This is a genomic window from Pseudomonas sp. RtIB026 (genome assembly GCF_016861355.2).
Taxonomy (GTDB): domain Bacteria; phylum Pseudomonadota; class Gammaproteobacteria; order Pseudomonadales; family Pseudomonadaceae; genus Aquipseudomonas; species Aquipseudomonas peradeniyensis.
In genome coordinates this window covers 1074468-1098065 of record NZ_AP023348.2, presented here as the reverse complement: position 1 = coordinate 1098065, position 23598 = coordinate 1074468, and the positions used below count along the sequence as shown (strand labels likewise).

Genomic DNA, 23598 nt, shown 5'->3' with positions numbered 1-23598 from the left:
GTGAAGTCCCTCGACCAACTCACCTTCGACAACCGCTTCGCCCAACTCGGCGACGCGTTTTCCACCCAGGTCCTGCCCGACCCGATCGCCGATCCACGCCTGGTCGTCGCCAGCGAATCGGCCATGGCCCTGCTCGACCTCGACCCGGCCCAGGCCAAACTGCCGGTGTTCGCCGAGCTGTTCAGCGGCCACAAGCTCTGGGAAGAGGCCGACCCTCGGGCGATGGTGTATTCCGGCCACCAGTTCGGCTCCTACAACCCGCGCCTGGGTGACGGCCGCGGCCTGCTGCTGGGCGAAGTCCTCAACGAGGCCGGCGAGCACTGGGACCTGCACCTCAAGGGCGCCGGCCAGACGCCTTATTCGCGCATGGGCGACGGCCGCGCCGTGCTGCGCTCGTCGATCCGCGAATTTCTCGCCTCCGAGGCCCTGCACGCCCTGGGCATTCCCAGCAGCCGCGCATTGTGCGTGATCGGCTCGAGCACCCCGGTATGGCGCGAAGCCCGCGAGAGCGCCGCCATGCTTCTGCGCCTGGCCCAGAGCCACGTGCGCTTCGGCCACTTCGAATACTTCTACTACACCAAGCAACCGGAACAACAGCGGGTGCTGATCGACCATGTGCTGGAGCAGCACTACCCCGAGTGCCGCGACGCCGAGCAGCCCTACCTGGCCATGTTCCGCACAATCGTCGAGCGCAACGCCGAACTGATCGCCCGCTGGCAGGCCTATGGCTTCTGCCACGGGGTGATGAACACCGACAACATGTCGATCCTGGGCATCACCTTCGACTTCGGCCCCTACGCCTTCCTCGACGACTTCGACGCCAACTTCATCTGCAACCATTCCGACGATCGCGGCCGCTACAGCTACGCCAACCAGGTGCCGATCGCCCACTGGAACCTCAGCGCCCTGGCCCAGGCCCTGACCACGGTGATCGAGGTCGAGCCGCTGAAGGAGGCGCTGGGACTGTTCCTGCCGCTGTACCAGGCGCACTACCTGGACCTGATGCGCCGCCGCCTGGGCCTGACCACCGCCGAGGACGACGACATGGCACTGGTCGAACGACTGCTGCAGTGCATGCAGCGGGGTGGCGTGGATTACACCCTGTTCTTCCGCCGTCTGGGCGAGCAGCCCGTGGCCGAGGCCCTGCAGGTGCTGCGGGATGACTTCATCGACCTGGCCGGCTTCGACGCCTGGGGCATCGAGTACCAGGCGCGCTGCGAACGCGAGCCGGGCAACGCTGAAGGGCGGTGTGAGCGCATGCATGCGGTCAACCCGCTGTACGTGCTGCGCAACTACCTGGCGCAGAAGGCCATCGAAGCCGCCGAGGCGGGCGACTACAGTGAAGTGCGGCGGCTGCACCAGGTACTGGGCAAGCCGTTTGAGGAGCAACCCGGGATGCAGGCCTATGCCGAGCGTCCGCCGGAGTGGGGCAAGCACCTGGAGATCAGTTGCTCGTCATGAACCCCGGGGCCGCTGCGCGGCCCTTTCGCGGCACAAGGCCGCTCCTACAGGAAAACGCATACCACTGTAGGAGCGGCCTTGTGCCGCGAAAGGGCTGCACAGCAGCCCCAGCAATATCAAGGAGATAAAATGTCCGAACCCCTGGTAATCCCCTGCCCCCACTGCAACGGCCTCAACCGCCTACCCGCCGAGCGCCTGGGCGACAGCCCCAAATGCGGCCGCTGCAAGCAGGACGTGCTGCTCGCTCAGCCCTTCGACCTGAACGAGAGCACCTACGCCGCCCAGATCAAGGGCGACCTGCCGTTGCTGCTGGATGTCTGGGCCGACTGGTGCGGCCCCTGCAAGAGTTTCGCCCCGGTGTTCGAACAGGCCGCGCGCCAGCTCGCCGGCCGCTGCCGCCTGGCCAAGCTCGACAGCGAGGCCAACCGTAACCTCGCCGGCCAGCTCGGTATCCGCTCGATCCCCAGCTTGATCCTGTTCAGGAATGGCCGTGAAGTGGCGCGCCAGGCTGGGGCGTTTCCGCTGCAGTCGTTGCTGGAGTGGCTACGCAGCCAAGGAGTCTAGATACGCTCACACACTGGCCAGAAGGGACTCATAGGGAATCCTCAGACCATCATGCAAGCGCTTGATCATCGAGAGGCTCAAGCCTCGCTTGCCGTTCAATACTTCGGAAACGCGACCGCTCGGACCGATATAGCGTTCAAGATCACGCGGCGTCAGCCCTTGCTGGTCCATGCAGAACTTGATCGCCTCGATCGGGCCCGCTGAATGAATCGGATAGTGCTTGTTCTCATAAACTTCGATCAATGTCACAAGCACTTCCATTTCATCCGCCTCCGGCGTCCCGGCTTCGGCCTGGAAAATGGCTTCCAGCCGCTTGAAGGCGGCCTGCAGGTCATCATCACTGCGAATGGGCTTAATATTCATTGATCGTCTCCACGTCGATCTCGTCATAGCGCTTGTGCGTTCCGACGAATTTCACCCAGGCAATACCTGCCCGATACTGCATTTCCACCACGAGCCGATACTTGTTGCCGCCGATGTTGAACACCACACGATTGTTCGCGCAGATGCTGGCATTGCCGATCTGCGCCTTCACGTCCTGTGGAGAACACCAATCGGCCTTGAGCACCAGGTCATGCCAGCTTTCCAGGGGCGCCTTGGCATCCTCATGCCCGGGCAGCTCCCAGAACCGGACCAACGATCGCTTTGCAATAATACGCATCCCGGCGCAATCTCCCGTTTTGGGAGATTTTAGTCAGGATCGGTACTGCTCGCAAGTACCGTCTAGGCGCTGCGCTCCAGCAGATCATGCAACTCGACGAACTGCTGGGTCAGTTTGTGCCGTGGCTCCAGGTGGATCAGCGGCAGGCTGGCATGGTGGGATTCGCGCATCTTCACCGAACTGCCCAGGTACACCGGCAGCACCGGCAGGCCTTCAGCGAGCAGCTCGTCGAGCATCTGCTGGGGCAGGCTGGCCCGTGACTGGAACTGGTTGACCACGATGCCCTCGACCATCAGCTCGTCGTTGTGGTCTTCCTTGAGTTCGTCGATCTCAGCCAGCAGGCCGTACAGCGCCTGGCGCGAGAAGCTGTCGCAGTCGAAGGGGATCAGCACGCGATCGGCAGCGATCAGCGCGGAAACCGCGTAGAAGTTCAACGCTGGCGGCGTATCGATGTAGATCCGCTCGTAGTCTTCGTCCAGCTCGTCGAGCAGTTTGCGCAGCTTGTTGATCTTGTGCTTGGCCTCAAGCTTGGGCTGCAGGTCGGCCAGCTCCGAGGTGGCGGTCACCACGTGGAGGTTGTCGAAGGGGGTTTCGTAGATGTCGACCTTGTTCTTCTTGGCGAACGGCCCGCTGGACAGCGACTGCTTGAAGAAGTCGGCGATGCCCATGGGAATGTCGTCGCCGGTCAGGCCGGTGAGGTACTGGGTCGAGTTGGCCTGGGCATCCAGGTCGATCAGCAGGGTCCGATAGCCTTCGCTGGCACTGACCGCCGCAAGATTGCAGGCAATGCTCGACTTGCCCACGCCACCTTTCTGATTGAACACCACGCGCCGCATGACAGACCTCCGTGTATCAACGAATGCCCGAGTATGTGGCGCCGCACCGCTTATGGCCAGCACTTCACTCAAGTTGGGCGGCCAGCGACCGACAACCTGTCACTGACCAGCCGTCGGAAAACCCTTACGCAGCAGATTCGATTCGATACTTCTGCGCAAATGCAATGTCTGACTGACAGGAATGTAACGACTAATTGCTACACACCTCCGTCACCGGGATAATGCGCGCCACTCGGCAAAGCGCCACCCTGCAAGGTCTGTGTTCCGAGTCATCCCCAAGGCAAGGAAGTCCCACAGGGCGGGAAGTAACAAGCACCGTGATCACCTTTGATATCAGCCAATGGCGCGCTTGGGCGCCCGGCCTGCAGACGCCCGACGACTGGCAGTCCTGGGCCGACCATGACCTGCACCCATGCGCCGTGGAGCAGGTGCCGGACGTCTCGTTCCTGCCCGCCATGCAACGCCGCCGCCTGAGCCCGCTCGCACGCATGGCGTTCGCCGTGGGCTGGCCACTGGCCGAGGATTGCGAACCGATGCCACTGGTGTTTGTCTCGCGCCACGGCGAAACGCCGCGTACCTTGTCGATCCTCAGCGACCTGGCCGCACAGCAGCCGCTCTCGCCCACCCAGTTCAGCCTCTCGGTGCACAATGCCGTGATCGGCCTGTGGTCGATCCTGCGCGGCGAGACGTGCGAGATGACCGCCCTGGCCGCGGCCGGCGACGGTTTCGAGCAAGGCCTGCTGGAAGCCGCGGCCTTGCTGCGCGAAGGGGCGCCGGCGGTGCTACTGATCATCGCCGAGGAACAACCGCCGTCGGTCTACGGCCCCTGGATCGACGACGTGCCGTTTGGCTACGCGCTGGCATTGCGCCTCACGCCTGGGCGACAATGGCAGCTGGCACTAGGCCACCCCTCATCACCCGATGCTCCCCGCCCCTCGCTGCCCCACGCCTTGAGCTGGCTGCAAGCCACGCTGGGTGGTGCCCGAACCCTTTCCCATACCTGGAACCGCCGCACATGGAACTGGCAACGACAGCCATAGAGCGCCCCCGGGACGCCTACCTGTGGCGCCTGCTGGCAACCGCCCTGAGCTTTGGCCTGTTCGGCCTGGGTGGTCTGTGCCTGCGTCTGCTGGTGTTCCCCCTGCTCGCCTGCCTGCCGGGTGACGCCACGCGCCACCGCCAGCGCGCCCGGCGCACCATCGGCTGGCTGTTCTGGCGCTTCATCCGCTTCATGCAGGTGACCGGCGTGCTCACCTATGAGATCAAGGGTGCCGAACGCCTGGGCAGCCCCGGGCAGATGATCATTGCCAACCACCCCTCGCTGATCGACGTGGTGTTCCTCATCGGCCTGGTGCGCCAGGCCAACTGCGTGGTCAAGCACAGCCTGTTCGCCAACCCGTTCACCCGCGGCCCGGTGCGCGAGGCCCAGTACATCGGCAACGACGGCAGCATGGACATGCTCGACAGCGCCGTCGCCGCCTTGCAGCAAGGCCAGCCGCTGATCATCTTCCCCGAAGGCACGCGCACCGCGCCCGGCCATGTCCCCGCCTTTCATCGCGGCGCCGCGGCCATCGCCCTGCGGGGTGCGAAGATCATCACACCCGTGACCATCCGGGTCAGCCCCACCACCCTGACCAAGAACGAGCCCTGGTACCGCATTCCCTGGCGCCGTGTGCACTTCTGCCTCAGCGTCGGCGCCGACATCGACCTCCAGGCCTTCGCCGCCATGGGCCCGGCGCCGATCGCGTCGCGCCGACTCAACGATTTCCTGCACCAGCACTATACAAAGGAGCTCGCCGCCGATGAGCGATCCACAGCAAGACCTGAACCGTGACCTCAAGCAACTGATCATCGACGCCCTGGGCCTGGAAGACATCAGCGTGCAGGACATCGACGACCAGCAGACCCTGTTCGGCGAAGGTCTGGGCCTGGACTCGGTGGACGCCCTCGAGCTCGGCCTGGCGATCCAGAAGCGCTACGGCATCAAGATCGACGCCGACGCCAAGGACACCCGCAACCATTTCAGCAACGTCGCCACCCTCGCGGCGTTCGTCACCGCTCGTCAGGCAGCCTGAGACCGCACCATGCAAACCCGTGAAGACATCTTCAACATCCTGCGCGACGCCCTGGTCGAGCTGTTCGAACTGCAACCGGCCAGCATTTCCCTGGAGTCCAACCTGTACCAGGACCTGGAAATCGACAGCATCGACGCCGTCGACCTGATCGACCACATCAAGCGCCAGACCGGCAAGAAGATCGCCGCCGACGACTTCAAGTCGGTACGCACCGTGGGTGACGTGGTCGAGGCGGTGCACCGCCTGGTCAACCCGGCGGCATGAAACGCCTGATCGGCCTCGGCCTGCTGCTGGCCGGGCTGCTGTACCCCTTCGCGGTGCACTTCGGCATGGCCCATTTCGCCCCCTGGCAATTCGGCCTGCTGCTCGGCGGCCTGTGGCTGGCCCGTGCCCTGAGCACGCCGCGCCGCCCAGGCAGCCTGTGGATGGCGCTGGCGGCGCTGGCGTTCTGCGCCCTGCTGGGGCTGTCCGACAGTCCGCATCTGCTGCGCTGGTACCCGGTGCTGATCAGCGCCTTCATGCTGGCCCTGTTCGGCGCCAGCCTGCTGCGCGGCATGCCGGTGGCCGAACGCCTGGCGCGCCTGCGCGAGCCCGATCTGCCGCCCCATGCGGTGCGCTACACGCGGCGGGTGACGCAGGTGTGGTGCCTGTTCTTCCTGGCCAATGGACTGGTCGCCGCGGGCCTGACCCTGTGGGCGCCGCTGGCCTGGTGGACCCTGTACAACGGGCTGATCGCCTATGCCGCGATGGGCCTGCTGTTCGCCGTCGAATGGCTGATAAGACAACGTGTGCGAGGACGCTCATGAACTGGATCAACCTCGAACACCTGCTGCGCCCGCTGGACGCCCCGCGCCAGGTGACCCACGCACCATCCCTGGACCACGCCCAGCTCAGCCTGCAGGCCCTGCGCCTGGCCGGCGGCCTGCGTGAGCGCGGGATCCGCCGCCTGGCCGTGCACCTGGAAGACGCCGCGTCGCTGGCCATCGCCCTGCTCGGCGCCTGGCGCGCTGGCGCCGAGGTGCTGCTGCCCGCCGACCTGCAACCCGCCACCCGTGAGCGCTGGCAGGCCCAGGTCGACCTGTGGCTGACCACCGACGAGCAGCTAGACGACCTGCTGGATGAGGCCCTCGCGCCTGCCGACCTCGACCTCGACACCTGCCGCGTCAGCCTGTGCACCTCCGGCTCCAGCGGTGAGCCCAAGCGCATCGACAAGCAGCTGCGCCAGCTGGCCAACGAGGTCAATGCCCTGGAGCAGCTCTGGGGCAAGGACCTCGGCACGGCCTGGATCATCGGCAGTGTCGCCACCCAGCACATCTACGGCCTGCTGTTCCGCGTCCTCTGGCCACTGTGTGCCGGGCGCGGCTTCGAGCGCCGCCAACTGCCATTTCCCGAAGACCTGCAACGCGCCAGCCGCGAGCACCCGGCGTTCGCCTGGGTGGCCAGCCCGGCACTGCTCAAGCGCATGGGCGACAACCTCGACTGGCCGGCCCTGAGCCCGGTGCGCAGGGTATTCTCCTCCGGCGGTGAACTGCCGCCAGCCGCCGCCGAAAGCCTGCAACAACGCCTGGGACAATGGCCCACCGAGATCCTCGGCAGCTCCGAGACCGGCGGTATCGCCTGGCGTCAGGGCGAACCGCTGTGGCAACCCTTTGCCGACGTGCAGTTGAGCCAGGATGAACGGGGCGCCCTGCGCATCGCCTCGCCCTACCTGCCCGCCGGTCACGTCGAACAGAGCGCCGACACCGCCGAGTTCAGCGACGACGGGCGCTTCCGCCTGCTCGGCCGGCTGGACCGCATCGTCAAGCTCGAAGAGAAACGCATCTCGCTGCCCATGCTCGAACAGGCCCTGTGCGCCAATGCCTGGGTCGCCGAAGCACGCCTGGGGGTGATCGAGGAAGGCCGCGCCTACCTCGGCGCCCTGGTAGCCCTGACCCCGGCCGGGCTGCACGCCCTGCGCAACCAGGGCCGCCGCGCCGTGATCGACGGCCTGCGCCAGCACCTGGCCGGCCATTGCGAGGCGCTGGCCCTGCCACGCCGCTGGCGCCTGGTGCGCCAGTTGCCTCTCAATACCCAGGGCAAGCTGCCCCAGGCCGATCTGCAGGCGCTGCTGCTGGCCTCGCGCAGCATGGCGCCGGAGGTGCTGGAGCACAGTCGACAAGGCGAAGAGCTGCACCTGCGCCTGGCGGTGCCCCTGGATCTTGCCTGCTTCCCCGGTCACTTCCCGCAGACGCCCGTGCTGCCGGGCGTGGTCCAGGTCGACTGGGCGCTCGCCCTGGCCACGTCGCACTTGCACCTGGCCCAGCGCTTTGCCGGCATGGAAGTGCTCAAGTTCCAACAACTGGTGCGCCCCGGCGACGAGCTGCTGTTGACCCTGCGTTTTGATGCCGACCGCGGCAAGCTGTACTTCGCCTACGCCTGCGCCGGGCAGCCCTGCTCCAGCGGTCGCATCGTGCTGGAGGCCGCCTGTGCATAAGCCTTGCGCGGTAATCCCGGTGTACAACCACGAACAGGCGGTGCCCAAGGTGGTCGACGACCTGCTGCGCGCCGGCCTGCCTTGCGTGCTGGTCGACGACGCCAGCCACGCGGCCTGCGCCCGGGTACTGGGCCAGCTGGCCGAGCGCGACGACGTTCACCTGGTCACCCTGGCGGTCAACCAGGGCAAGGGCGGCGCGGTGATGGCCGGCCTGCGCGAAGCCGCGCGGCTGGGCTTCAGCCACGCCCTGCAGGTGGATGCCGACGGCCAGCACGACCTGGCCGATGTCAGCCACTTCCTGAACCAGTCGCAGGCTTATCCACAGGCGCTGGTGTGCGGTTATCCACAGTACGATGCCAGCGTGCCCAAGGGCCGCCTGTATGCCCGCTACCTGACCCACGTGTGGGTGTGGATCAACAGCCTGTCGCTGCGCATCCCCGATTCGATGTGCGGCTTTCGCGTCTACCCGCTGCCCGCGACCCTGGCGCTGATCGACAGCGTCAACCTCGGCCGGCGCATGGACTTCGACCCGGAGATCCTGGTGCGTCTGGCGTGGCGCAACCAGCCGATGCGCTGGTTGCCGACCAAGGTCCACTACCCCCAGGACGGCCTGTCGCACTTCCGTCTGTTCCACGACAACGCACTGATCTCGAAGATGCACGCCAAGCTGTTCTTCGGCATGCTCGTGCGCGCCCCGCTGATCCTCTGGCGCAGGTGGCACGCATGAGCGAGCGTCCGCAACACTGGGCCGAGCACCAGGAACGCGGCAGCTTCTGGCTGATGAAGCTCACCGCCACCCTGGCCCGCCTGCTCGGGCGGCGCGTGCTCAGCCCGCTGATCCATGTGATCGTCGCCTACTTCTTCGTCTTCGGCGGCCGCGCCCGGCGCAGCGCCTGGCAGTACCAGCAGCGCTTGCACCGCTGGAGCGCCGGCCAGGTCCAGGCCCCCTGCCAGTGGCGCGTATTCCGCCAGTTCATGTCATTTGCCGAAGCCCTGCTGGACAAGCTCGACGTATGGAATGGCCGACTGGCCCTGTCGCAGATCGACATCGTCGACCCGGCCAACCTGCGCCAGCAGTTGCGCGGCGAACGCGGGCAAATGCTGGTGGGCGCACACCTGGGCAACCTGGAAGTATGCCGGGCCCTGGCCGAGATCGGCGAAAAAGTGACCATGAACGTGCTGGTGCATACCCGCCATGCCGAACACTTCAACCGCCTGCTGGGTGAAGCCGGCGCCAGCCACCTGCGGCTGATCCAGGTCAGCGAGCTGGACCCGGCGGTGATGCTACAGCTGTCGGAGCGTCTGGAGCGCGGCGAGTGGCTGGCGATCGCCGGCGACCGCGTGCCGCTGCATGGCGGTCGCACCGTAGAAGTGGATTTCCTCGGCCACCCAGCGGCCTTCCCCCAGGGGCCGTGGCTGCTGGCCGGGCTGCTCGGCTGCCCGCTCAACCTGCTGTTCTGCCTCAAGCTTCAGGGCCGCTACCAGGTCACCCTCGAGCCGTTCGTCGAGCGCCTGCAATGGCGCCGTGGCCAACGCGACGCGGTGATCGCCGAATGGGCCGCCCGCTACGCCGAACGCCTGGGCCACTACTGCGCCCAGGCACCGCTGCAATGGTTCAATTTCTACCCCTTCTGGAAGACCGATGACGATGCATCCGCATGAGCCTGTAACCTTCGGCGCAGCGCCGCTGGCGATCGAAGACGTCCTGGCCCTGGCCGAGCGCCGCGCGCCGTCGCGCCTGCAGGCTGACGCCACCTACCGCGAGCGCATTGCCCGTGGCGCGCGCTTCCTCGACACCTTGCTGGACAAGGAAGGGGTGATCTACGGCGTGACCACCGGCTACGGCGACTCCTGCGTGGTGGCCGTGCCGCTGGAGCACGTCGAGGCCCTGCCCCGCCACCTCTACACCTTCCACGGCTGCGGCCTGGGCCGGCTGCTCGACGCGCCGGCGACCCGCGCCGTGCTGGCGGCGCGCCTGCGCTCGCTGAGCCATGGCGTGTCCGGCGTGCGCCTGGAGCTGCTGGAGCGCCTGCAGGCGTTCATCGAGCATGACATCCTGCCACTGATCCCCGAAGAAGGTTCGGTCGGCGCCAGCGGCGACCTGACACCGCTGTCCTACGTGGCCGCAGCCCTGTCGGGCGAGCGCGAAGTCATGTACCAGGGCGAGCGCCGCAGCAGCGCCGACGTGCACCGCGAACTCGGCTGGCAACCGCTGGTGCTGCGCCCCAAGGAAGCGCTGGCGCTGATGAACGGTACCGCGGTGATGACCGGCCTGGCTTGCCTGGCCTTCGCCCGTGCCGATTACCTGCTCAAGCTGGCCACGCGCATCACCGCGCTCAATGTCGTCGCCCTGCAGGGCAACCCCGAGCACTTCGACGAGCGCCTGTTCGCCGCCAAGCCACACCCGGGGCAGACCCAGGTCGCCGCCTGGCTGCGCCAGGACCTGGCCATCGAGGCCCCGCTGCCACCGCTGCATCGCCTGCAGGACCGCTACTCGCTGCGCTGCGCGCCCCATGTGCTGGGCGTGCTGGCCGACAGCCTGGGCTGGCTGCGCGGTTTCATCGAAACCGAACTCAACAGCGCCAACGACAACCCGATCATCGACGGTGATGCCGAGCGCGTGCTGCACGGCGGGCACTTCTATGGCGGGCACATCGCCTTCGCCATGGACAGCCTGAAGACCCTGGTGGCCAACGTCGCCGATCTGCTCGACCGCCAGCTCGCGCTGCTGGTGGACGTGCGCTACAACCACGGCCTGCCGAGCAATCTCTCGGGCGCCGAGGCCGAGCGCGCCATGCTCAACCACGGTTTCAAGGCCGTGCAGATCGGCGCCAGCGCCTGGACCGCCGAGGCGCTCAAGCAGACCATGCCGGCCAGCGTGTTCTCCCGTTCCACCGAGTGCCACAACCAGGACAAGGTAAGCATGGGCACCATCGCCGCCCGCGACGCCCTGCGCGTGCTGGAACTGACCGAACAGGTCGCCGCCGCCACCCTGCTGGCCGCCAACCAGGGGGTCTGGCTGCGCCAGCGCCTGGCCGCCGCGCACGCCCTGCCGCCGGCCCTGGCGCAGATGCACGCGGCCTTGCTGGAGGACTTCGCCCCGGTCATCGAGGACCGCGCCCTGGAGCAAGACCTGCGCCTGTGCCTGGCCCGTATCGGCCAGCGCCACTGGAGGCTGCATGCGTAATCCCGGGGTGTTCCACGTCGACAGCGAGATCGTCGTGCCATTCTTCGACGTCGACAGCATGCACATCGTCTGGCACGGCCACTACGTCAAGTACCTGGAAGTCGCCCGCTGCGCGCTGCTCGACCGCCTGGAGCACGACTACCTGCGCATGCAGGCCAGCGGCTATGCGTGGCCGGTGATCGACCTGCAGCTGCGCTACATCCGCGGCGCCACCTTTGGCCAGCGCCTGACCGTGCGCGCCAGCCTGGTGGAATGGGAAAACCGTCTGAAGATCCACTACCTGATCAGCGACGCCGCCAGCGGCGAACGCATGACCCGCGCCAGCACCGTGCAGGTGGCGGTGCACATCGAAAGCGGCGAAATGCAACTGGCCTCGCCCCAGGCGATGCTCGATGCCGTTGCCAAGGTGCTGCCATGAGCGCCGCGCTGTGCACTGGCATTGCCGGCCTCTTCGCGGGTAAACCCGCTCCCACAGGCACCGCGAAACCTGTGGGAGCGGGTTTACCCGCGAAGGTCCCGACACTGCTCGCCCTGTTGCTGCTGTTCATCAGCCCCCTGACCCTGGCCTTCACCCTCGACGACCTGCAAAAGCAGCTCAGCGAACCTGCCGTGGTCAGCGGCCCGTTCATCCAGGAAAAACACCTGCGCGCCCTGCCCCAGCCACTGACCAGCAAGGGCCGCTTCGTCCTGGCCCGCGACCACGGTCTGCTCTGGCTGCTACAGACCCCGCTGAGTCAGGACTACCGCATCGACGCAAAGGGCATCGCCCGCCGCGACCCGAGTGGCTGGCAAACGTTACCCGCACGCAGTGCCGGCGCCGAGCAGAACCGCCTGTTCTTCGCCGTGCTGCAAGGCGACAGCAGCGGCCTGCAACGCGATTTCGAACTGGCGCTTTCAGGCGACGCCGCGCACTGGCAATTGCGCCTGACCCCACGCTCGCTGCTGCTCAAGCAAATCTTCACCCGCATCGACATCGCCGGCGGTCGCTATGTCGAGCGCATCGAACTGAGCGAAACCCAGGGCGACAGCACCGTGCTGCGCATGCCCGAAAGCCGTGGTGCCAGCGCCCTCAGCGACGCGGAGCGCAGCGATTTTGCCGACTGAACGCCTGCTGCCGCGCCTGTTCGCGGGCCTGCTGCTGATCATGCTTGCCGTGGCCGGCTGGCAATGGCATCGCGGTGCGCCGCTGTCGGCCGACCTGATGACCCTGGTGCCCGGCGCCACCCAGGACCCACTGGTCAAGCAAGCCGAGCAACGCATGCAGGAGCCGCTCAACCGCGAGCTGCTGGTGCTGGTCGGCCATTCCCAGCGCGAGCAGGCCGTCGCCCTGGCCCAACGCCTGGCCGGTCAATGGCAGGCCAGCGGCCTGTTCGAGAAGGTGCAATGGAGCCTGCAGACCGACCTGCAAGCGCTACGCAGCCAGTTGCTGCAGGGCCGCGTGGCCATGCTCTCGACCCACGACCGGCAATTGCTGGCCGAGCAGCCCGACACCTTTGTCGAGCAACGCCTGCAAAGCCTGTTCGACCCCTTCGCCGGCTTCAGCCTGGTGGCCAGCCAGGATGACTGGCTCGGATTGAGCGGCCGCATCCAGCAGAGCCAGCCCAAGCCGGTCAACGTGCAACTGGACACCGCCAGCGGCGCGCTGGTGGCCGAAGCCGACGGCCAACAATGGGTGCTGCTGCGCGCCCGCACCCTGGGCAATGCCTTCGACATGCACCTGCCCTTGCAGGTGGCCGACCTGCTGGCCCGCGCCCGCGACGAAGCCGGCCAGCAAGGTGCCCGACTGCTGGCGGCCAGCGGCCTGCTGCATGCCGCGGCCGGCCAGCAACAGGCCAGCCGCGAGATCACCTGGGTCGGCGGCGGCGCCACTGTCGGCATCCTGCTGCTGTTGCTGCTGGCCTTCCGCCGCTGGCGCGTGCTGCTGGCCTTCGTGCCGGTGCTGGTCGGCATGCTGTTCGGCTCGGTGGTGTGCGTGGCGTTGTTCGGGCAGATGCACGTGATGACGTTGGTGCTCGGCTCCAGCCTGATCGGCGTGGCCGTCGACTACCCGCTGCACTACCTGTCCAAGAGCTGGAGCCTGCACCCCTGGCGCAGCTGGCCGGCCGTGCGCCTGACCCTGCCGGGGCTGAGCCTGAGCCTGGCGACCAGTTGCATCGGCTACCTGGCCCTGGCCTTCACGCCGTTCCCCGCGCTGACCCAGATCGCCGCGTTCTCGGCCGCCGGCCTGGTCGGCGCCTATCTCAGCGCCGTGTGCCTGCTGCCGGCGTTGCTCGGCGGTGTCGAGCTGCGCCCGGCCCAGTGGCCACTGCGCGTCGCGCAATGGCTGACCGAACTGCGCGCCGGCCTGCTGCGCCGAGTCCCCAGCGCTGCGCTGCTGGCCCTGCTGGTGCTGTTCTGCGCCGCCGGGCTGTGGCGCCTGGACAGCCGCAACGACGTGCGCCAGTGGGTCGGCAGCCCGCCGCAACTGCTGGAGGAAGCCCAAGCGGTGGCACGCATCACCGGCTACCAGCCCACCAGCCAGTTCTACCTGGTACGTGGCGCCGACCCACAGCAATTGCTGGAACGCCTGGCGGCGCTGTCGGAAAAACTCGACGAGCTGGTCGACCTGGGCAAGCTCAAGGGTTACATGTCCCTCGATCGGCTGGTCGCCAGCCCCGCCGAGCAGACGCGCACGCTGCAGGCGCTGGATCGCCTGCCCGGACACTGGCAACCGCTGCAGGCCCAGGGCGTGCCGGAAACCGCGCTGCTGGCCGAACTCAAGCAATTGCACCAGTTGCCTATCCAGTCCATCGACGATGTCCTCGCCGGCCCCCTGGGCGAAGCCTGGCGCCCCTTGTGGCTGGGCCAGGTGGACCAGGGCGTGGCCGCCATCGTCAGCCTTCAGGGGCTGAACGACACCGCCTTGCTGCGCCTGCAGTCCGAGGGTCTGCCTGGCGTGCAGCTGGTGGACCGGCTGGGTGAGCTGAACCAACTGTTTGCCGCCACCCAGGTCAGCGCCGCCGAGCTCAAGCTGCTGTCGTGCGTGTTGATCCTGGTGTTGCTGGTGCTGCCGTTCGGCCTGCGCGGTGCCTTGCGCATCGTCGCCCTGCCGCTGCTCGCCGCGCTGTGCAGCCTGGCCCTGCTGGGCTGGCTCGGGCAGCCGCTGACGCTGTTCAGCCTGTTCGGCCTGCTGCTGGTGACTGCCATCGGCGTCGATTACGCGATCCTCATGCACGAGCGCGTCGGCGGTGAGGCGGTGAGCCTGCTGGGCACCCTGCTGGCGGCGCTGACCACCTGGCTGTCGTTCGGCCTGCTGGCGCTGTCTAGCACCCCGGCGGTGAGCAATTTCGGCCTGGCGGTGAGCCTGGGCCTGGCAATGAGCTTCATCCTGGCCCCCTGGGCCGCGCCGCGCCAAGGAGCGCACAGCTGATCATGAGCGTGTTGTTGTTCTGGGCCATGGCCCTGCTGCTGTTCGCCCTGGCCTGTGCGCTGGGCAAACGCGTGGGGCTGATCCCGATCGTCAGTCAGCTGCTGCTGGCGACCCTGGCACTGCCGCTGCTGATGCTGCTGTGGGTCGAGCCGCACTGGCAGCTCGACGGCGCCGCGCTGGTCGCGCCGAGCTGGCTCAAGACGCTGTATGGCTGCAGCTTCGCCCTGCTGCTGGGGCATATCCTCAGCGACGTGGCCGAGCTGCGCATCGACCGCCAGGCACTGAAGCTGGCCGTGCCCAGCTTCCTGGTGCCCTTCGCCTGCGGCCTGGCCTGCGCGCTGTGGCTGCTGGACCAGGGCGGCCTCACCGCGCTGGCCCTGGGACTGGTGTTCGCCATCACCGCGATCCCGGTGCTGTACCTGTACCTGCGCGCCATCAACTATCCACCCGCGGCCAGCCGCCGCCTGCTGCAGGCGGCGATCCTCATCGACCTGGCCTGCTGGCTGCTGCTGGGCCTCGGCCAGGGCAGCCTGCAACCGGGCAGCCTGGCCTGGCCGCTACTGGCGGCGACCCTGCCGCTGCCGCTGCACTTCGCCGGCCTGCGGGCCCCCAAGGTATATGGTGCGCTGTTCCTGGCGCTGCTGTTTGTCGCCGAGCACTACCGGCTCAATGCCCTGGTCTTCGGCATCGGCTACCTGGCTTGCCTGGCCTGGCTCAAGGTCCCGGTGCGCATGCCGCTGTCCGAGGCCTGGAGCCGCCGCCTGCAGCAAGGCTTGGCAGTGCCGCTGATCCTCACGTACGGCGTGGTGCAGATCGACGTGCACCATGCCCTGCAAGGCTTCGATGCGCTGCAGCTGGCCGCCCTGCTGGCCCTGCCGATCGCCAGCAAGCTGCTGGGCAACTGGCTGGGCCTGTGCTGGGCCGCGCCATCGTTCCCCGGCGCGAGCAAATGGCGCGAGAGCCTGCTGCTGAACATCCGCGGCCTGAGCGAAATCGTCTTTCTCAACCTGTTGCTGCAACAGGGGCTGATCGGCCCGGCGCTGTACTTCGCCCTGATGCTGATGAGCCTGGTTGCCACCCTGATGCCGGCGATGGCCGGCCTGCACCGGATTCCCCTGAATACTGTCCCGACGCCAAGGAGGCCTCATGCCGAACTGTGAACTGCAACAACGCCAGGTGCTGGTGATCGGCGCAGGGCCTTCCGGCGCCATCGCCGCCGCCCTGCTCAAGCGCAAGGGCCACGATGTGCTGGTAATCGAGCGCCAGCGTTTCCCACGCTTCTCCATCGGCGAGAGCCTGCTGTCCCACTGCCTGGACTTCGTCGAGGAGGCCGGGATGCTCGAAGCCGTCGAGGCCGCGGGCTTCCAGCACAAGAACGGTGCCGCCTTCGCCTGGGGCGAGGAATACAGCGCGTTCGACTTCGGCCTGACCTTCTCCCAGGGCAAGCCAAGTACCTTCCAGGTGCAACGTGCGCAGTTCGACCAGTTGCTTGCCGACCAGGCCCAGGCCCAGGGCGTGGAGATCCGCTATGAGCACGAGATCGTCAGCGTCGACATGGGCGGTGACTGCCCGCGCGTGCGGGTGCGCCGCCCCGAGGGTGACGAATACGAGGTTGAAAGCGCCTTCGTGCTCGACGCCAGCGGCTACGGCCGCGTGCTGCCGCGCCTGCTGGAGCTGGAAGCACCGTCGAACTTCCCGGTGCGCCAGGCGGTGTTCACCCACATCGAAGACCGCATCGACCACCCCGGCTTCGACCGCGACAAGATCCTCATCACCACCCACCCCGAACACCGTGACATCTGGTTCTGGACCATCCCGTTCAGCAACGGCCGCACCTCCTTGGGCGTGGTCGCCGCCGCCGAGCGCTTCGCCGAGGCGCCGGCCGACCTGGACGCCTGCCTCAAGCACTTCGTGGCGCAGACCCCGAGCCTGTCCAAGGTGCTGGCCAATGCCGTTTGGGACACGCCGGCGCGCACCATCGGTGGCTACTCGGCCAACGTCAGCACCCTGCACGGCCCGGGCTTTGCCCTGCTGGGCAACGCCGCCGAATTCCTCGATCCGGTGTTCTCCTCGGGGGTGACCATCGCCATGCGCTCGGCGAGCATGGCCGCCAACCTGCTGCACCGTCAGCTGGAGGGCGAGGCGGTGGACTGGCAGGCCGAGTTCGCCACGCCGCTCAAGCGTGGCGTCGATACCTTCCGCGCCTATGTCGAAGGCTGGTACGACGGCAGCTTCCAGGATGTGATCTACCACCCCGGCAGCTCGCCGGAGATCCGCGCCATGATCAGCTCGATCCTGGCCGGCTATGCCTGGGACCTGCGCAATCCGTTCGTCGCCGAACCCCAGCGCCGCCTGCGCACCCTGGCCGAGCTGTGCGCGAGGACGCCAGCATGAGCCAGCAGCCGTACCTGAGCGACACCTACGTCGAAGAAACCCGCATCGGCTTCTGGTTCCTGCGCAGCCACACCTGGCAGCACCATGTGCTGCGCGTGGCCATCAATGACCTGCGCCGCCTGTTCGACGGCGAGCCGCCCCAGGCGCCGGTGCTGCTCGATGCCGGCTGCGGCCAGGGCAAGTCATTCAAGCACCTGCTGCAGGTGTTCGCCCCGTCGCGCCTGCTGGGCACCGACGCCGACCCGCACAGCCTGGCGCTGAGCGCCGCCGAGGCGCAACGGCTGGGTGTCGAGGTGGAGCTGCGCGGCAGCGACTGCGCGGCGCTGCAGTTTCCCGACGCCAGCGTCGACATCCTGTTCTGCCACCAGACCTTCCATCACCTGGTGGAACAGGAGAAGGCCCTGGCCGAGTTCCATCGGGTGCTCAAGCCTGGCGGCTACCTGCTGTTCGCCGAGTCCACCGAAGCCTACATCGACACCTGGGTGATCCGCTGGCTGTTCCGCCACCCCATGCACGTGCAGAAGAGCGCCGAAGGCTACCTGCAGATGCTGCGTGACCAGGGTTTCGAGTTTGCCGCGCGCAACGTGTCCTACCCTTATCTGTGGTGGAGCCGCTCAAAGGACTTCGGCCTGCTCGAACGCCTGGGACTGCGCAAGCCGCCACCGGTTGGCCAGCGCGAGGAAACCCTGGTCAACGTAGTGGCGCGCAAGCCCCTGGAGCAACCATGAAACACCTGCTGGCGCTGTGCCTGTGCCTGTTGCTCGGCGCCTGCGCCGCGCGCCCGCCCCTGCCCGAGGCGCTACCCACGCTGACATTGCCGCGCCAGTTGCACGTGCAGCGCGAGCAGGACGGCCAACGCCAGGACTGGCTGCTGGTGATCCAGGACGAAGACCACCGTCTGCGCTGGTCGCTGCTCGACCTGCTGGGCATCCCCCAGGCGCGCCAGTTGCTCGATGGCAGGCAATGGCAGGCCGACGGCCTGCTGCCGCCCAACCCGGCGGCGCGCGAACTGTTCGCCGCCGTGCTGTTCGCCCTGACGCCGTCCGGGCAACTGCAGCGTCTCTATCCACAGGCGCGCCAGCAGGATCAACGACGCTGGCTGGGCGACCGCTGGCAGGTCAGCTATCGGGCCAGCGAGCATTTCACCTTGAACCTGGGCCAGGGCCTGCGTTATGAAGTCAGCCCATTGCCCAGCGAGAACACACCATGACCGCCTATCTCAACGCCCTGGGCCTGGTCTGCGCCCTTGGCCGCGGCCAGGCCGAGGTGGCCGCTCGCCTGTTCGCCGGTGACTGCTCCGGCATGCTGCCCCAGGAGGGCTGGGTGCCGGACCGACGTCCTGCGGTGGGTGCGGTCAGTGGCGAACTACCCGCCGTGCCGCTGCCTGAACAGCACAGCCGCAACAACCAGCTGCTCTACTGCGCGGCCTTGCAGATCGAACCGGCGATCCGCCAGGCGATTGCCGATTTCGGCCCGCAACGGGTGGGCGTGGTGCTGGGCACCAGCACCTCGGGAATTGCCGAGGCCAGCGCCGACATTGCCCACTACCTGCACGAAGGTGTGCTGCCAGGCAGCTACCGCTACGACCAGCAGGCACTGAGCGCTCCCGCCGAGTTCCTCGCCGACTGGCTGCAACTGAGCGGCCCGGCCTACGTGATCTCCACCGCCTGCACCTCCAGCGGCCGGGCGCTGCTGAGCGCGCGTCGCCTGCTCGACCTGGGCCTGTGCGACGCCGTGCTGTGCGGGGGCGTCGACAGTCTGTGCGGGCTGACCCTCAACGGTTTCAGCGCCCTGGAGGCGGTCAGCGAACAACGCTGCAACCCGTTCTCGGTGAACCGCAACGGCATCAACATCGGCGAAGCCGCCGCGCTGTTCGTCATGAGCCGAACTCGCCCGGCACAGGGGCCTGCCATCGCCCTGCTTGGCGCCGGCGCCAGTTCCGACGCCCATCACATCTCGGCACCCGACCCCACCGGCAACGGCGCCTTGCAAGCCATGGCCAAGGCCCTGGACAATGCCGGCCTGGCCGCGGCGCAGATCGACTACCTGAACCTGCACGGCACCGCCACCCAGCACAACGACGCCATGGAAAGCCTGGCCGTGCATGCCCTGTTCGGCGCCGGCACAGCGTGCTCATCCAGCAAGCCGATGACCGGCCACACCCTGGGCGCGGCCGGGGCGCTGGAGGCGGCCTTCTGCTGGCTGGCCCTGAGCGAACACAACCCGCACGGGCGGCTGCCACCCCATGTCTGGGACGGCCAGCGCGACCCGCAACTGGCGGAGCTGGCCCTTGCAGACGCTGGCCAGCAACTGCCCCAGGGCCGCCCGCGTCGACTGATGAGCAATTCGTTCGCCTTCGGCGGCAACAACGTGAGCCTGATTCTCGGAGACACCCCATGATTGCCTGGCCATTGGCCGAACTGCTGCCGCATGCCGGCGACATGATCCTGATCGATCAGGTCGACAGCTGCGACGATGAGCAGATCCACACCCGCGTGACCGTCCGCCCCGGCGGGCTGTTCAACCGCGAGGACGGCAGCCTGCCGGCCTGGCTGGGCCTGGAGCTGATGGCCCAGAGCGTGGCCGCCTACGCTGGCTGCCGCGCACGCCGCCTGGACCAGCCGGTGGAGCTGGGCTTCCTGCTCGGCACCCGCAAGTTCGAATGCGATGTCGAACACTTCCCCGCCGGCGCAGAGCTGCGCATCCACGCGCTGCGCTCGCTGGAGGACGACAACGGCATGGGTGTGTTCGAATGTCACCTGCGCGGCCCCGGCATCAACGCCAGCGCCCGCCTGAATGTCTACCGCCCGCCGCAAGTGGCCAGCTACCTGGCCGAGGCGGGCCCTGAGGAGTCACCCCATGACTGACACCATCCTGGTCACCGGCTCCAGCCGGGGCATCGGCCGGGCCATCGCCCTGCGCCTGGCGCGTGCCGGTTACGACCTGGTCCTGCACTGCCGCAGCGGCCGCGCCGAGGCCGACACCGTCGCCGCCGAGGTCCAGGCCCTGGGCCGGCAGGCGCGGGTGCTGCAGTTCGATGTCGCCGACCGCGAAGCCTGCAAGGCCGTCCTGGAAGCCGACGTTGAGACCCATGGCGCCTACTACGGTGTGGTATGCAATGCCGGCCTGACCCGTGACGGCGCCTTCCCGGCCTTGACCGAGGACGATTGGGACCAGGTCATGCGCACCAACCTTGATGGTTTCTACAACGTCCTGCACCCGCTGACGATGCCGATGATCCGCCGCCGCGCGCCGGGCCGCATCGTCTGCGTCACTTCGGTGTCCGGCCTGATCGGTAACCGTGGCCAGGTCAACTACAGCGCCTCCAAGGCCGGCCTGATCGGTGCCGCCAAGGCCCTGGCGATCGAGCTGGGCAAGCGCCGCATCACGGTCAACTGCGTGGCCCCCGGGCTGATCGACACCGCCATGCTCGACGAACACGTGCCGGTGGACGAGCTGCTGAAGATGATCCCCGCCGGGCGCATGGGCACACCGGAGGAAGTAGCCGGCGCGGTGAACTTCCTGATGTCGCCCGAGGCGGCCTACATCACCCGTCAAGTGCTGGCGGTCAACGGAGGGCTGTGCTGATGCGCCGCGTCGTCGTCACCGGCATGGCCGGCATCACCGCCCTGGGCAACGACTGGGCCAGCATCGCCGGGCATTTCGCCCAGCAACGCAGCGGCATCCGGCGCATGGACGAGTGGGACCGCTTTGAAGAGCTCAACACCCGCCTGGCCGGTCCCATCGATGACTTCAAGGTGCCCGGCCACTGGACCCGCAAGCAGCTGCGCAGCATGGGCCGGGTGTCGCGCCTGGCGGTTGCCGCCGCCGAGCGCGCCCTGGCCGACGCCGGCCTGCTCGACGACCCGAGCATCCGCGACGGGCGCATGGGCGTGGCCTGCGGCTCGTCCACCGGCAGCACCGACGAGATCAAGGCCTTCGGCAACATGCTGCTCAACTCGGTGGCCGACGGCCTCAATGCCAACTCCTACGTGCGCATGATGCCCCACACCACGGCGGCCAACATCAGCATCTTCTTCGGCCTCACCGGGCGCCTGATCCCCACCTCCAGCGCCTGCACCAGCGGCAGCCAGGGCATCGGCTACGCCTACGAGGCGATCAAGTACGGGCGCCTGCCGATGATGCTCGCCGGCGGCGCCGAAGAACTGTGCCCCACCGAGGCCATGGTGTTCGACGCGCTCTACGCCACCAGCCTGAAGAACGACACCCCGCACCTGAGTCCGCGCCCCTACGACCTCGACCGCGATGGCCTGGTGATCGGCGAAGGCGGCGGCATGCTGGTGCTCGAGGAGCTGGAACACGCCCTGGCCCGTGGCGCGCGGATCCACGCCGAGATCGTCGGCTTCGGCAGCAACGCCGATGGCCAGCACACCACCCGTCCGGAGCAGGCCACCATGCGCCGCGCCATGGAACTGGCGCTGGAGGACGCAGGCCTCGCTCCCGAAGCGATCGGCTATGTCAACGGCCACGGTACCGCCACCGAGCAGGGCGACATCGCCGAGACCCAGGCCACCAGCAGCCTGTTCGGCCCACGCATGCCGATCAGCTCGCAGAAGAGCTTCCTCGGCCATACCCTGGGTGCCTGTGGCGCGCTGGAGTCGTGGTTCAGCATCGAGATGATGAACAGCGACCGCTACGTCCCCACCCTCAACCTCGACCACGTCGACCCGCGCTGCGGCGAGCTGGACTACCTGCGCGGCGAGTTCCGCGCGATGAACCATGAGCATGTGATGAACAACAACTTCGCCTTCGGCGGGGTCAACACGTCGTTGATCTTCCGTCGCTGGCGCTGACCCTTTGGAGTGAAAGGAATGACTCGGATCCACCGCCTGTTTGCCGTACTGGCATTGGCCCTGCTGGTCACCGGCTGCACCAGCAAACCCGTGTACAACGCCAAGGAAGCGTTTTCCAGCGACCTCGGCTTCAGTGACGACCAGATGAAGCGCGCCATCGTCACCGCCCTCAACGACCGCCAGTGGATCATCCAGTCGGTGCGCCCTGGCATGGTCAAGGCAGAGATCACCGTGCGCGGCCGCCACCACGCCGAGGTCGACATCCCCTACAGCCCCACCGAATTCCAGGTGATCTACCGCAGCAGCTGGGGCCTGGACTACGACGACGGCAAGATTCACGGCAACTACAACCGCTGGGTCAACCGCCTGCGCGACAACATCCTCAAGGAGCTGTCTTTCGACCCGCATATCGAGCACCTGAATGCACAGGGCTTCGTCAACCAGGGCGTGGACGCGCCGACCTACCTGAGCTTCCGTGAAGGGGTCAAGCGCGCCACCCAGGCCGGTTTGCTCGATGGCAGCGTGAAGTTCTACCTGGCCGGCGAAAGCCTGCCCGCCTCGACCCGCACCCTCAGCCCGGTGAGCAGCAGCCGCAAGACCAACGGCAGCAACAAGGCCGACGAAGATGCCTGCTACTGGGCCCTGCAATCGGCCCTGGCGACCTTGCAGAACGCCGCGCGCAAGGCCAACGCCAACGCCGTGGTGAACATCGCCAGCGTCGACCAGCGCAACCTGTACAAGGACACCGAGAAGTTCCAGTGCCGTGCCGGCCTGCTCGTCACTTCGGTGGCCCTGCGCGGCGACCTGGCCCAGGTGGACTGACCCCGCCCAGCAGCTCGGCGAAGGCCCTGGCCATCGCCGAGCTCGCGCCGGCCCGCTGCACCAGCCACACGGCGGTGTCGGCGCCTTCGTCCAGCAAGGTACGGTAGACCACGCCGTCGATCCGCATCCGCTGGAACGATGCCGGCAATACCGACACCCCCAGCCCCGCCGAGACCAGGCCGATGATGGTCATCGCCTCGCCCGCTTCCTGGGCGAAGTGCGGGCTGAAGCCGGCCTTGCCCGCCAGGCTCATCAACTGCGCATGCAGGCCGCTGCCGTAGCTGCGCGGGAAGAACACGAACGGCTCCTGCGCCAACGCCGCCATGTGCACGCCCTGTCCACTGCCCATTGCCAGCGGGTGCGAGGCGTTGAGCACGGCCACCAGCGGCTCGCGGAACAGCTCGCTGACCACCAACCCATCCGGCACCGGCAGCGGGCGCATCAGGCCGACCTCGATGGACTCATCGAATACCCCGTCTACCACCTCGCGGCTGCTCATTTCCTTGAGGTGCAGATGCACCGAAGGGAAGCGCTGGCGGAACGCATGGATGGCCTGGGGGATGCGCGAGGTGAAAGGTGCCGATGAAGTGAAGCCAATCTTCATCTCGCCCAATTCCCCCAGCTGCGCCCGCCGCGCCACGTCGGCGGCTTTCTCCACCTGGGCCAGCACCTGGCGCGCTTCCTCGAGGAACAGGCGCCCGGCCTCGCTCAGCTCGACCCGGCGGTTGGTGCGCTCGAACAGGCGCGCCCCCAGTTCCTGCTCCAGGGCCTGGATCTGCTGGCTCAGCGGGGGCTGGGAGATACCCAGTTGCTGGGCGGCGCGGCCAAAATGCAGCTCCTCGGCCACGGCAATGAAATAGCGCAGGTGACGCAGCTCCATGATCGACTCCAAACAGGTCGTA

At 67.5% G+C, this 23598-nt stretch carries 27 protein-coding genes; 23 read left to right on the top strand and 4 right to left on the bottom strand.

Translation table 11 applies throughout. From position 1 onward, the window contains the following. The gene (selO, locus tag PRtIB026_RS05030) at positions 1-1461 is read left to right on the top strand and encodes a protein adenylyltransferase SelO (RefSeq protein ID WP_203648426.1); all 1461 of its coding nucleotides are present in this window, start codon (positions 1-3) and stop codon (positions 1459-1461) included. 129 nt (positions 1462-1590) lie between these two features. Beyond that, positions 1591-2025: a thioredoxin TrxC gene (trxC, locus tag PRtIB026_RS05025; RefSeq protein WP_203648428.1), complete on the top strand. Its 435-nt coding sequence runs from the start codon at positions 1591-1593 to the stop codon at positions 2023-2025. A 6-nt stretch (positions 2026-2031) separates the two neighbouring features. Here the strand turns inward: trxC and PRtIB026_RS05020 are convergent, their stop codons facing one another. The 3 genes from PRtIB026_RS05020 to PRtIB026_RS05010 all read right to left on the bottom strand — a co-directional run bounded on the left by PRtIB026_RS05020 (position 2032) and on the right by PRtIB026_RS05010 (position 3522). Next, positions 2032-2388, bottom strand: a complete 357-nt coding sequence (locus PRtIB026_RS05020) for a helix-turn-helix domain-containing protein (protein ID WP_110735277.1) — start codon at positions 2386-2388, stop codon at positions 2032-2034. Then, the gene (locus tag PRtIB026_RS05015; RefSeq protein ID WP_050707314.1) at positions 2378-2686 is read right to left on the bottom strand and encodes a type II toxin-antitoxin system HigB family toxin; all 309 of its coding nucleotides are present in this window, start codon (positions 2684-2686) and stop codon (positions 2378-2380) included. The genes PRtIB026_RS05020 and PRtIB026_RS05015 overlap by 11 nt, the downstream gene beginning before the upstream one ends. A gap of 62 nt (positions 2687-2748) precedes the next feature. Next, a complete protein-coding gene (locus PRtIB026_RS05010) occupies positions 2749-3522 on the bottom strand; it encodes a ParA family protein (protein ID WP_203648430.1) in 774 nt (257 codons plus the stop codon). 317 nt (positions 3523-3839) lie between these two features. Here PRtIB026_RS05010 and PRtIB026_RS05005 point away from each other — a divergent pair, with 317 nt between their 5' ends. Genes PRtIB026_RS05005 through PRtIB026_RS04905 form a run of 21 tightly spaced genes read left to right on the top strand, consistent with a single transcriptional unit; the run spans position 3840 to position 22696 of the window. Next, entirely contained in the window at positions 3840-4562 is a 723-nt protein-coding gene (locus PRtIB026_RS05005; protein ID WP_244670939.1) for a beta-ketoacyl synthase chain length factor, read from the top strand. Beyond that, the gene (locus PRtIB026_RS05000; RefSeq protein WP_203648432.1) at positions 4538-5356 is read left to right on the top strand and encodes a lysophospholipid acyltransferase family protein; all 819 of its coding nucleotides are present in this window, start codon (positions 4538-4540) and stop codon (positions 5354-5356) included. Before PRtIB026_RS05005 ends, PRtIB026_RS05000 begins: the two co-directional genes overlap by 25 nt. Continuing rightward, the gene (locus tag PRtIB026_RS04995; protein ID WP_186711983.1) at positions 5325-5597 is read left to right on the top strand and encodes a phosphopantetheine-binding protein; all 273 of its coding nucleotides are present in this window, start codon (positions 5325-5327) and stop codon (positions 5595-5597) included. The genes PRtIB026_RS05000 and PRtIB026_RS04995 overlap by 32 nt, the downstream gene beginning before the upstream one ends. 9 nt (positions 5598-5606) lie before the next feature. Further along, entirely contained in the window at positions 5607-5861 is a 255-nt protein-coding gene (locus PRtIB026_RS04990; RefSeq protein ID WP_203648434.1) for an acyl carrier protein, read from the top strand. Beyond that, entirely contained in the window at positions 5858-6403 is a 546-nt protein-coding gene (locus tag PRtIB026_RS04985) for a hypothetical protein (protein WP_203648436.1), read from the top strand. Before PRtIB026_RS04990 ends, PRtIB026_RS04985 begins: the two co-directional genes overlap by 4 nt. Then, positions 6400-8070, top strand: coding sequence for an AMP-binding protein (locus tag PRtIB026_RS04980; RefSeq protein WP_203648438.1), 1671 nt, complete (start codon positions 6400-6402; stop codon positions 8068-8070). The genes PRtIB026_RS04985 and PRtIB026_RS04980 overlap by 4 nt, the downstream gene beginning before the upstream one ends. Further along, the gene (locus PRtIB026_RS04975; protein ID WP_203648440.1) at positions 8063-8797 is read left to right on the top strand and encodes a glycosyltransferase family 2 protein; all 735 of its coding nucleotides are present in this window, start codon (positions 8063-8065) and stop codon (positions 8795-8797) included. Before PRtIB026_RS04980 ends, PRtIB026_RS04975 begins: the two co-directional genes overlap by 8 nt. Beyond that, a complete protein-coding gene (locus PRtIB026_RS04970; protein WP_203648443.1) occupies positions 8794-9732 on the top strand; it encodes a glycosyl transferase in 939 nt (312 codons plus the stop codon). Before PRtIB026_RS04975 ends, PRtIB026_RS04970 begins: the two co-directional genes overlap by 4 nt. Next, positions 9713-11257: an HAL/PAL/TAL family ammonia-lyase gene (locus PRtIB026_RS04965; protein ID WP_203648446.1), complete on the top strand. Its 1545-nt coding sequence runs from the start codon at positions 9713-9715 to the stop codon at positions 11255-11257. Before PRtIB026_RS04970 ends, PRtIB026_RS04965 begins: the two co-directional genes overlap by 20 nt. Next, positions 11250-11675, top strand: a complete 426-nt coding sequence (locus PRtIB026_RS04960; RefSeq protein ID WP_186711988.1) for an acyl-CoA thioesterase — start codon at positions 11250-11252, stop codon at positions 11673-11675. Before PRtIB026_RS04965 ends, PRtIB026_RS04960 begins: the two co-directional genes overlap by 8 nt. Further along, entirely contained in the window at positions 11672-12361 is a 690-nt protein-coding gene (locus PRtIB026_RS04955; protein ID WP_244670940.1) for an outer membrane lipoprotein carrier protein LolA, read from the top strand. Before PRtIB026_RS04960 ends, PRtIB026_RS04955 begins: the two co-directional genes overlap by 4 nt. After that, positions 12351-14666: an MMPL family transporter gene (locus tag PRtIB026_RS04950; protein ID WP_203648456.1), complete on the top strand. Its 2316-nt coding sequence runs from the start codon at positions 12351-12353 to the stop codon at positions 14664-14666. The genes PRtIB026_RS04955 and PRtIB026_RS04950 overlap by 11 nt, the downstream gene beginning before the upstream one ends. Positions 14667-14668: 2 nt before the next feature. Then, positions 14669-15826 carry a sodium:proton antiporter gene (locus tag PRtIB026_RS04945; protein ID WP_203648459.1) on the top strand — a complete coding sequence of 386 codons (1158 nt, stop codon included), beginning with the start codon at positions 14669-14671 and terminating at the stop codon, positions 15824-15826. After that, entirely contained in the window at positions 15813-17060 is a 1248-nt protein-coding gene (locus PRtIB026_RS04940; protein ID WP_203648462.1) for an NAD(P)/FAD-dependent oxidoreductase, read from the top strand. Before PRtIB026_RS04945 ends, PRtIB026_RS04940 begins: the two co-directional genes overlap by 14 nt. Continuing rightward, positions 17057-17788, top strand: a complete 732-nt coding sequence (locus PRtIB026_RS04935; protein ID WP_050707329.1) for a class I SAM-dependent methyltransferase — start codon at positions 17057-17059, stop codon at positions 17786-17788. Before PRtIB026_RS04940 ends, PRtIB026_RS04935 begins: the two co-directional genes overlap by 4 nt. Further along, a complete protein-coding gene (locus PRtIB026_RS04930; RefSeq protein WP_203648465.1) occupies positions 17785-18270 on the top strand; it encodes a hypothetical protein in 486 nt (161 codons plus the stop codon). The genes PRtIB026_RS04935 and PRtIB026_RS04930 overlap by 4 nt, the downstream gene beginning before the upstream one ends. Next, the gene (locus PRtIB026_RS04925; protein ID WP_203648467.1) at positions 18267-19460 is read left to right on the top strand and encodes a beta-ketoacyl-[acyl-carrier-protein] synthase family protein; all 1194 of its coding nucleotides are present in this window, start codon (positions 18267-18269) and stop codon (positions 19458-19460) included. The genes PRtIB026_RS04930 and PRtIB026_RS04925 overlap by 4 nt, the downstream gene beginning before the upstream one ends. Continuing rightward, positions 19457-19927: a hotdog family protein gene (locus PRtIB026_RS04920; RefSeq protein ID WP_203648469.1), complete on the top strand. Its 471-nt coding sequence runs from the start codon at positions 19457-19459 to the stop codon at positions 19925-19927. The genes PRtIB026_RS04925 and PRtIB026_RS04920 overlap by 4 nt, the downstream gene beginning before the upstream one ends. Then, on the top strand, positions 19920-20648 hold the full coding sequence (fabG, locus tag PRtIB026_RS04915) for a 3-oxoacyl-ACP reductase FabG (RefSeq protein ID WP_203648471.1): 729 nt from the start codon (positions 19920-19922) through the stop codon (positions 20646-20648). The genes PRtIB026_RS04920 and fabG overlap by 8 nt, the downstream gene beginning before the upstream one ends. Further along, the gene (locus PRtIB026_RS04910) at positions 20648-21874 is read left to right on the top strand and encodes a beta-ketoacyl-ACP synthase (RefSeq protein ID WP_203648474.1); all 1227 of its coding nucleotides are present in this window, start codon (positions 20648-20650) and stop codon (positions 21872-21874) included. Before fabG ends, PRtIB026_RS04910 begins: the two co-directional genes overlap by 1 nt. Before the next feature lie 18 nt (positions 21875-21892). Beyond that, entirely contained in the window at positions 21893-22696 is an 804-nt protein-coding gene (locus tag PRtIB026_RS04905) for a hypothetical protein (protein ID WP_203648476.1), read from the top strand. On the opposite strand, the gene PRtIB026_RS04900 is transcribed toward PRtIB026_RS04905, so the two are convergent. After that, the gene (locus tag PRtIB026_RS04900; RefSeq protein WP_203648478.1) at positions 22653-23576 is read right to left on the bottom strand and encodes a LysR family transcriptional regulator; all 924 of its coding nucleotides are present in this window, start codon (positions 23574-23576) and stop codon (positions 22653-22655) included. The two genes, PRtIB026_RS04905 and PRtIB026_RS04900, sit on opposite strands and share 44 nt — an antisense overlap. Between the last annotated feature and the right edge of the window lie 22 nt (positions 23577-23598).

Bases quoted from the DNA above. Each gene is read 5' to 3' on its own strand.
- trxC (WP_203648428.1), top strand. From the start codon at position 1,591: ATGTCCGAACCCCTGGTAATCCCCTGCCCCCACTGCAACGGCCTCAAC.
- PRtIB026_RS05020 (WP_110735277.1), bottom strand. From the start codon at position 2,388: ATGAATATTAAGCCCATTCGCAGTGATGATGACCTGCAGGCCGCCTTC.
- PRtIB026_RS05015 (WP_050707314.1), bottom strand. From the start codon at position 2,686: ATGCGTATTATTGCAAAGCGATCGTTGGTCCGGTTCTGGGAGCTGCCC.
- PRtIB026_RS05010 (WP_203648430.1), bottom strand. From the start codon at position 3,522: ATGCGGCGCGTGGTGTTCAATCAGAAAGGTGGCGTGGGCAAGTCGAGC.
- PRtIB026_RS05000 (WP_203648432.1), top strand. From the start codon at position 4,538: ATGGAACTGGCAACGACAGCCATAGAGCGCCCCCGGGACGCCTACCTG.
- PRtIB026_RS04995 (WP_186711983.1), top strand. From the start codon at position 5,325: ATGAGCGATCCACAGCAAGACCTGAACCGTGACCTCAAGCAACTGATC.
- PRtIB026_RS04990 (WP_203648434.1), top strand. From the start codon at position 5,607: ATGCAAACCCGTGAAGACATCTTCAACATCCTGCGCGACGCCCTGGTC.
- PRtIB026_RS04985 (WP_203648436.1), top strand. From the start codon at position 5,858: ATGAAACGCCTGATCGGCCTCGGCCTGCTGCTGGCCGGGCTGCTGTAC.
- PRtIB026_RS04980 (WP_203648438.1), top strand. From the start codon at position 6,400: ATGAACTGGATCAACCTCGAACACCTGCTGCGCCCGCTGGACGCCCCG.
- PRtIB026_RS04970 (WP_203648443.1), top strand. From the start codon at position 8,794: ATGAGCGAGCGTCCGCAACACTGGGCCGAGCACCAGGAACGCGGCAGC.
- PRtIB026_RS04965 (WP_203648446.1), top strand. From the start codon at position 9,713: ATGACGATGCATCCGCATGAGCCTGTAACCTTCGGCGCAGCGCCGCTG.
- PRtIB026_RS04960 (WP_186711988.1), top strand. From the start codon at position 11,250: ATGCGTAATCCCGGGGTGTTCCACGTCGACAGCGAGATCGTCGTGCCA.
- PRtIB026_RS04955 (WP_244670940.1), top strand. From the start codon at position 11,672: ATGAGCGCCGCGCTGTGCACTGGCATTGCCGGCCTCTTCGCGGGTAAA.
- PRtIB026_RS04945 (WP_203648459.1), top strand. From the start codon at position 14,669: ATGAGCGTGTTGTTGTTCTGGGCCATGGCCCTGCTGCTGTTCGCCCTG.
- PRtIB026_RS04940 (WP_203648462.1), top strand. From the start codon at position 15,813: ATGCCGAACTGTGAACTGCAACAACGCCAGGTGCTGGTGATCGGCGCA.
- PRtIB026_RS04935 (WP_050707329.1), top strand. From the start codon at position 17,057: ATGAGCCAGCAGCCGTACCTGAGCGACACCTACGTCGAAGAAACCCGC.
- PRtIB026_RS04930 (WP_203648465.1), top strand. From the start codon at position 17,785: ATGAAACACCTGCTGGCGCTGTGCCTGTGCCTGTTGCTCGGCGCCTGC.
- PRtIB026_RS04925 (WP_203648467.1), top strand. From the start codon at position 18,267: ATGACCGCCTATCTCAACGCCCTGGGCCTGGTCTGCGCCCTTGGCCGC.
- PRtIB026_RS04920 (WP_203648469.1), top strand. From the start codon at position 19,457: ATGATTGCCTGGCCATTGGCCGAACTGCTGCCGCATGCCGGCGACATG.
- fabG (WP_203648471.1), top strand. From the start codon at position 19,920: ATGACTGACACCATCCTGGTCACCGGCTCCAGCCGGGGCATCGGCCGG.
- PRtIB026_RS04910 (WP_203648474.1), top strand. From the start codon at position 20,648: ATGCGCCGCGTCGTCGTCACCGGCATGGCCGGCATCACCGCCCTGGGC.
- PRtIB026_RS04905 (WP_203648476.1), top strand. From the start codon at position 21,893: ATGACTCGGATCCACCGCCTGTTTGCCGTACTGGCATTGGCCCTGCTG.
- PRtIB026_RS04900 (WP_203648478.1), bottom strand. From the start codon at position 23,576: ATGGAGCTGCGTCACCTGCGCTATTTCATTGCCGTGGCCGAGGAGCTG.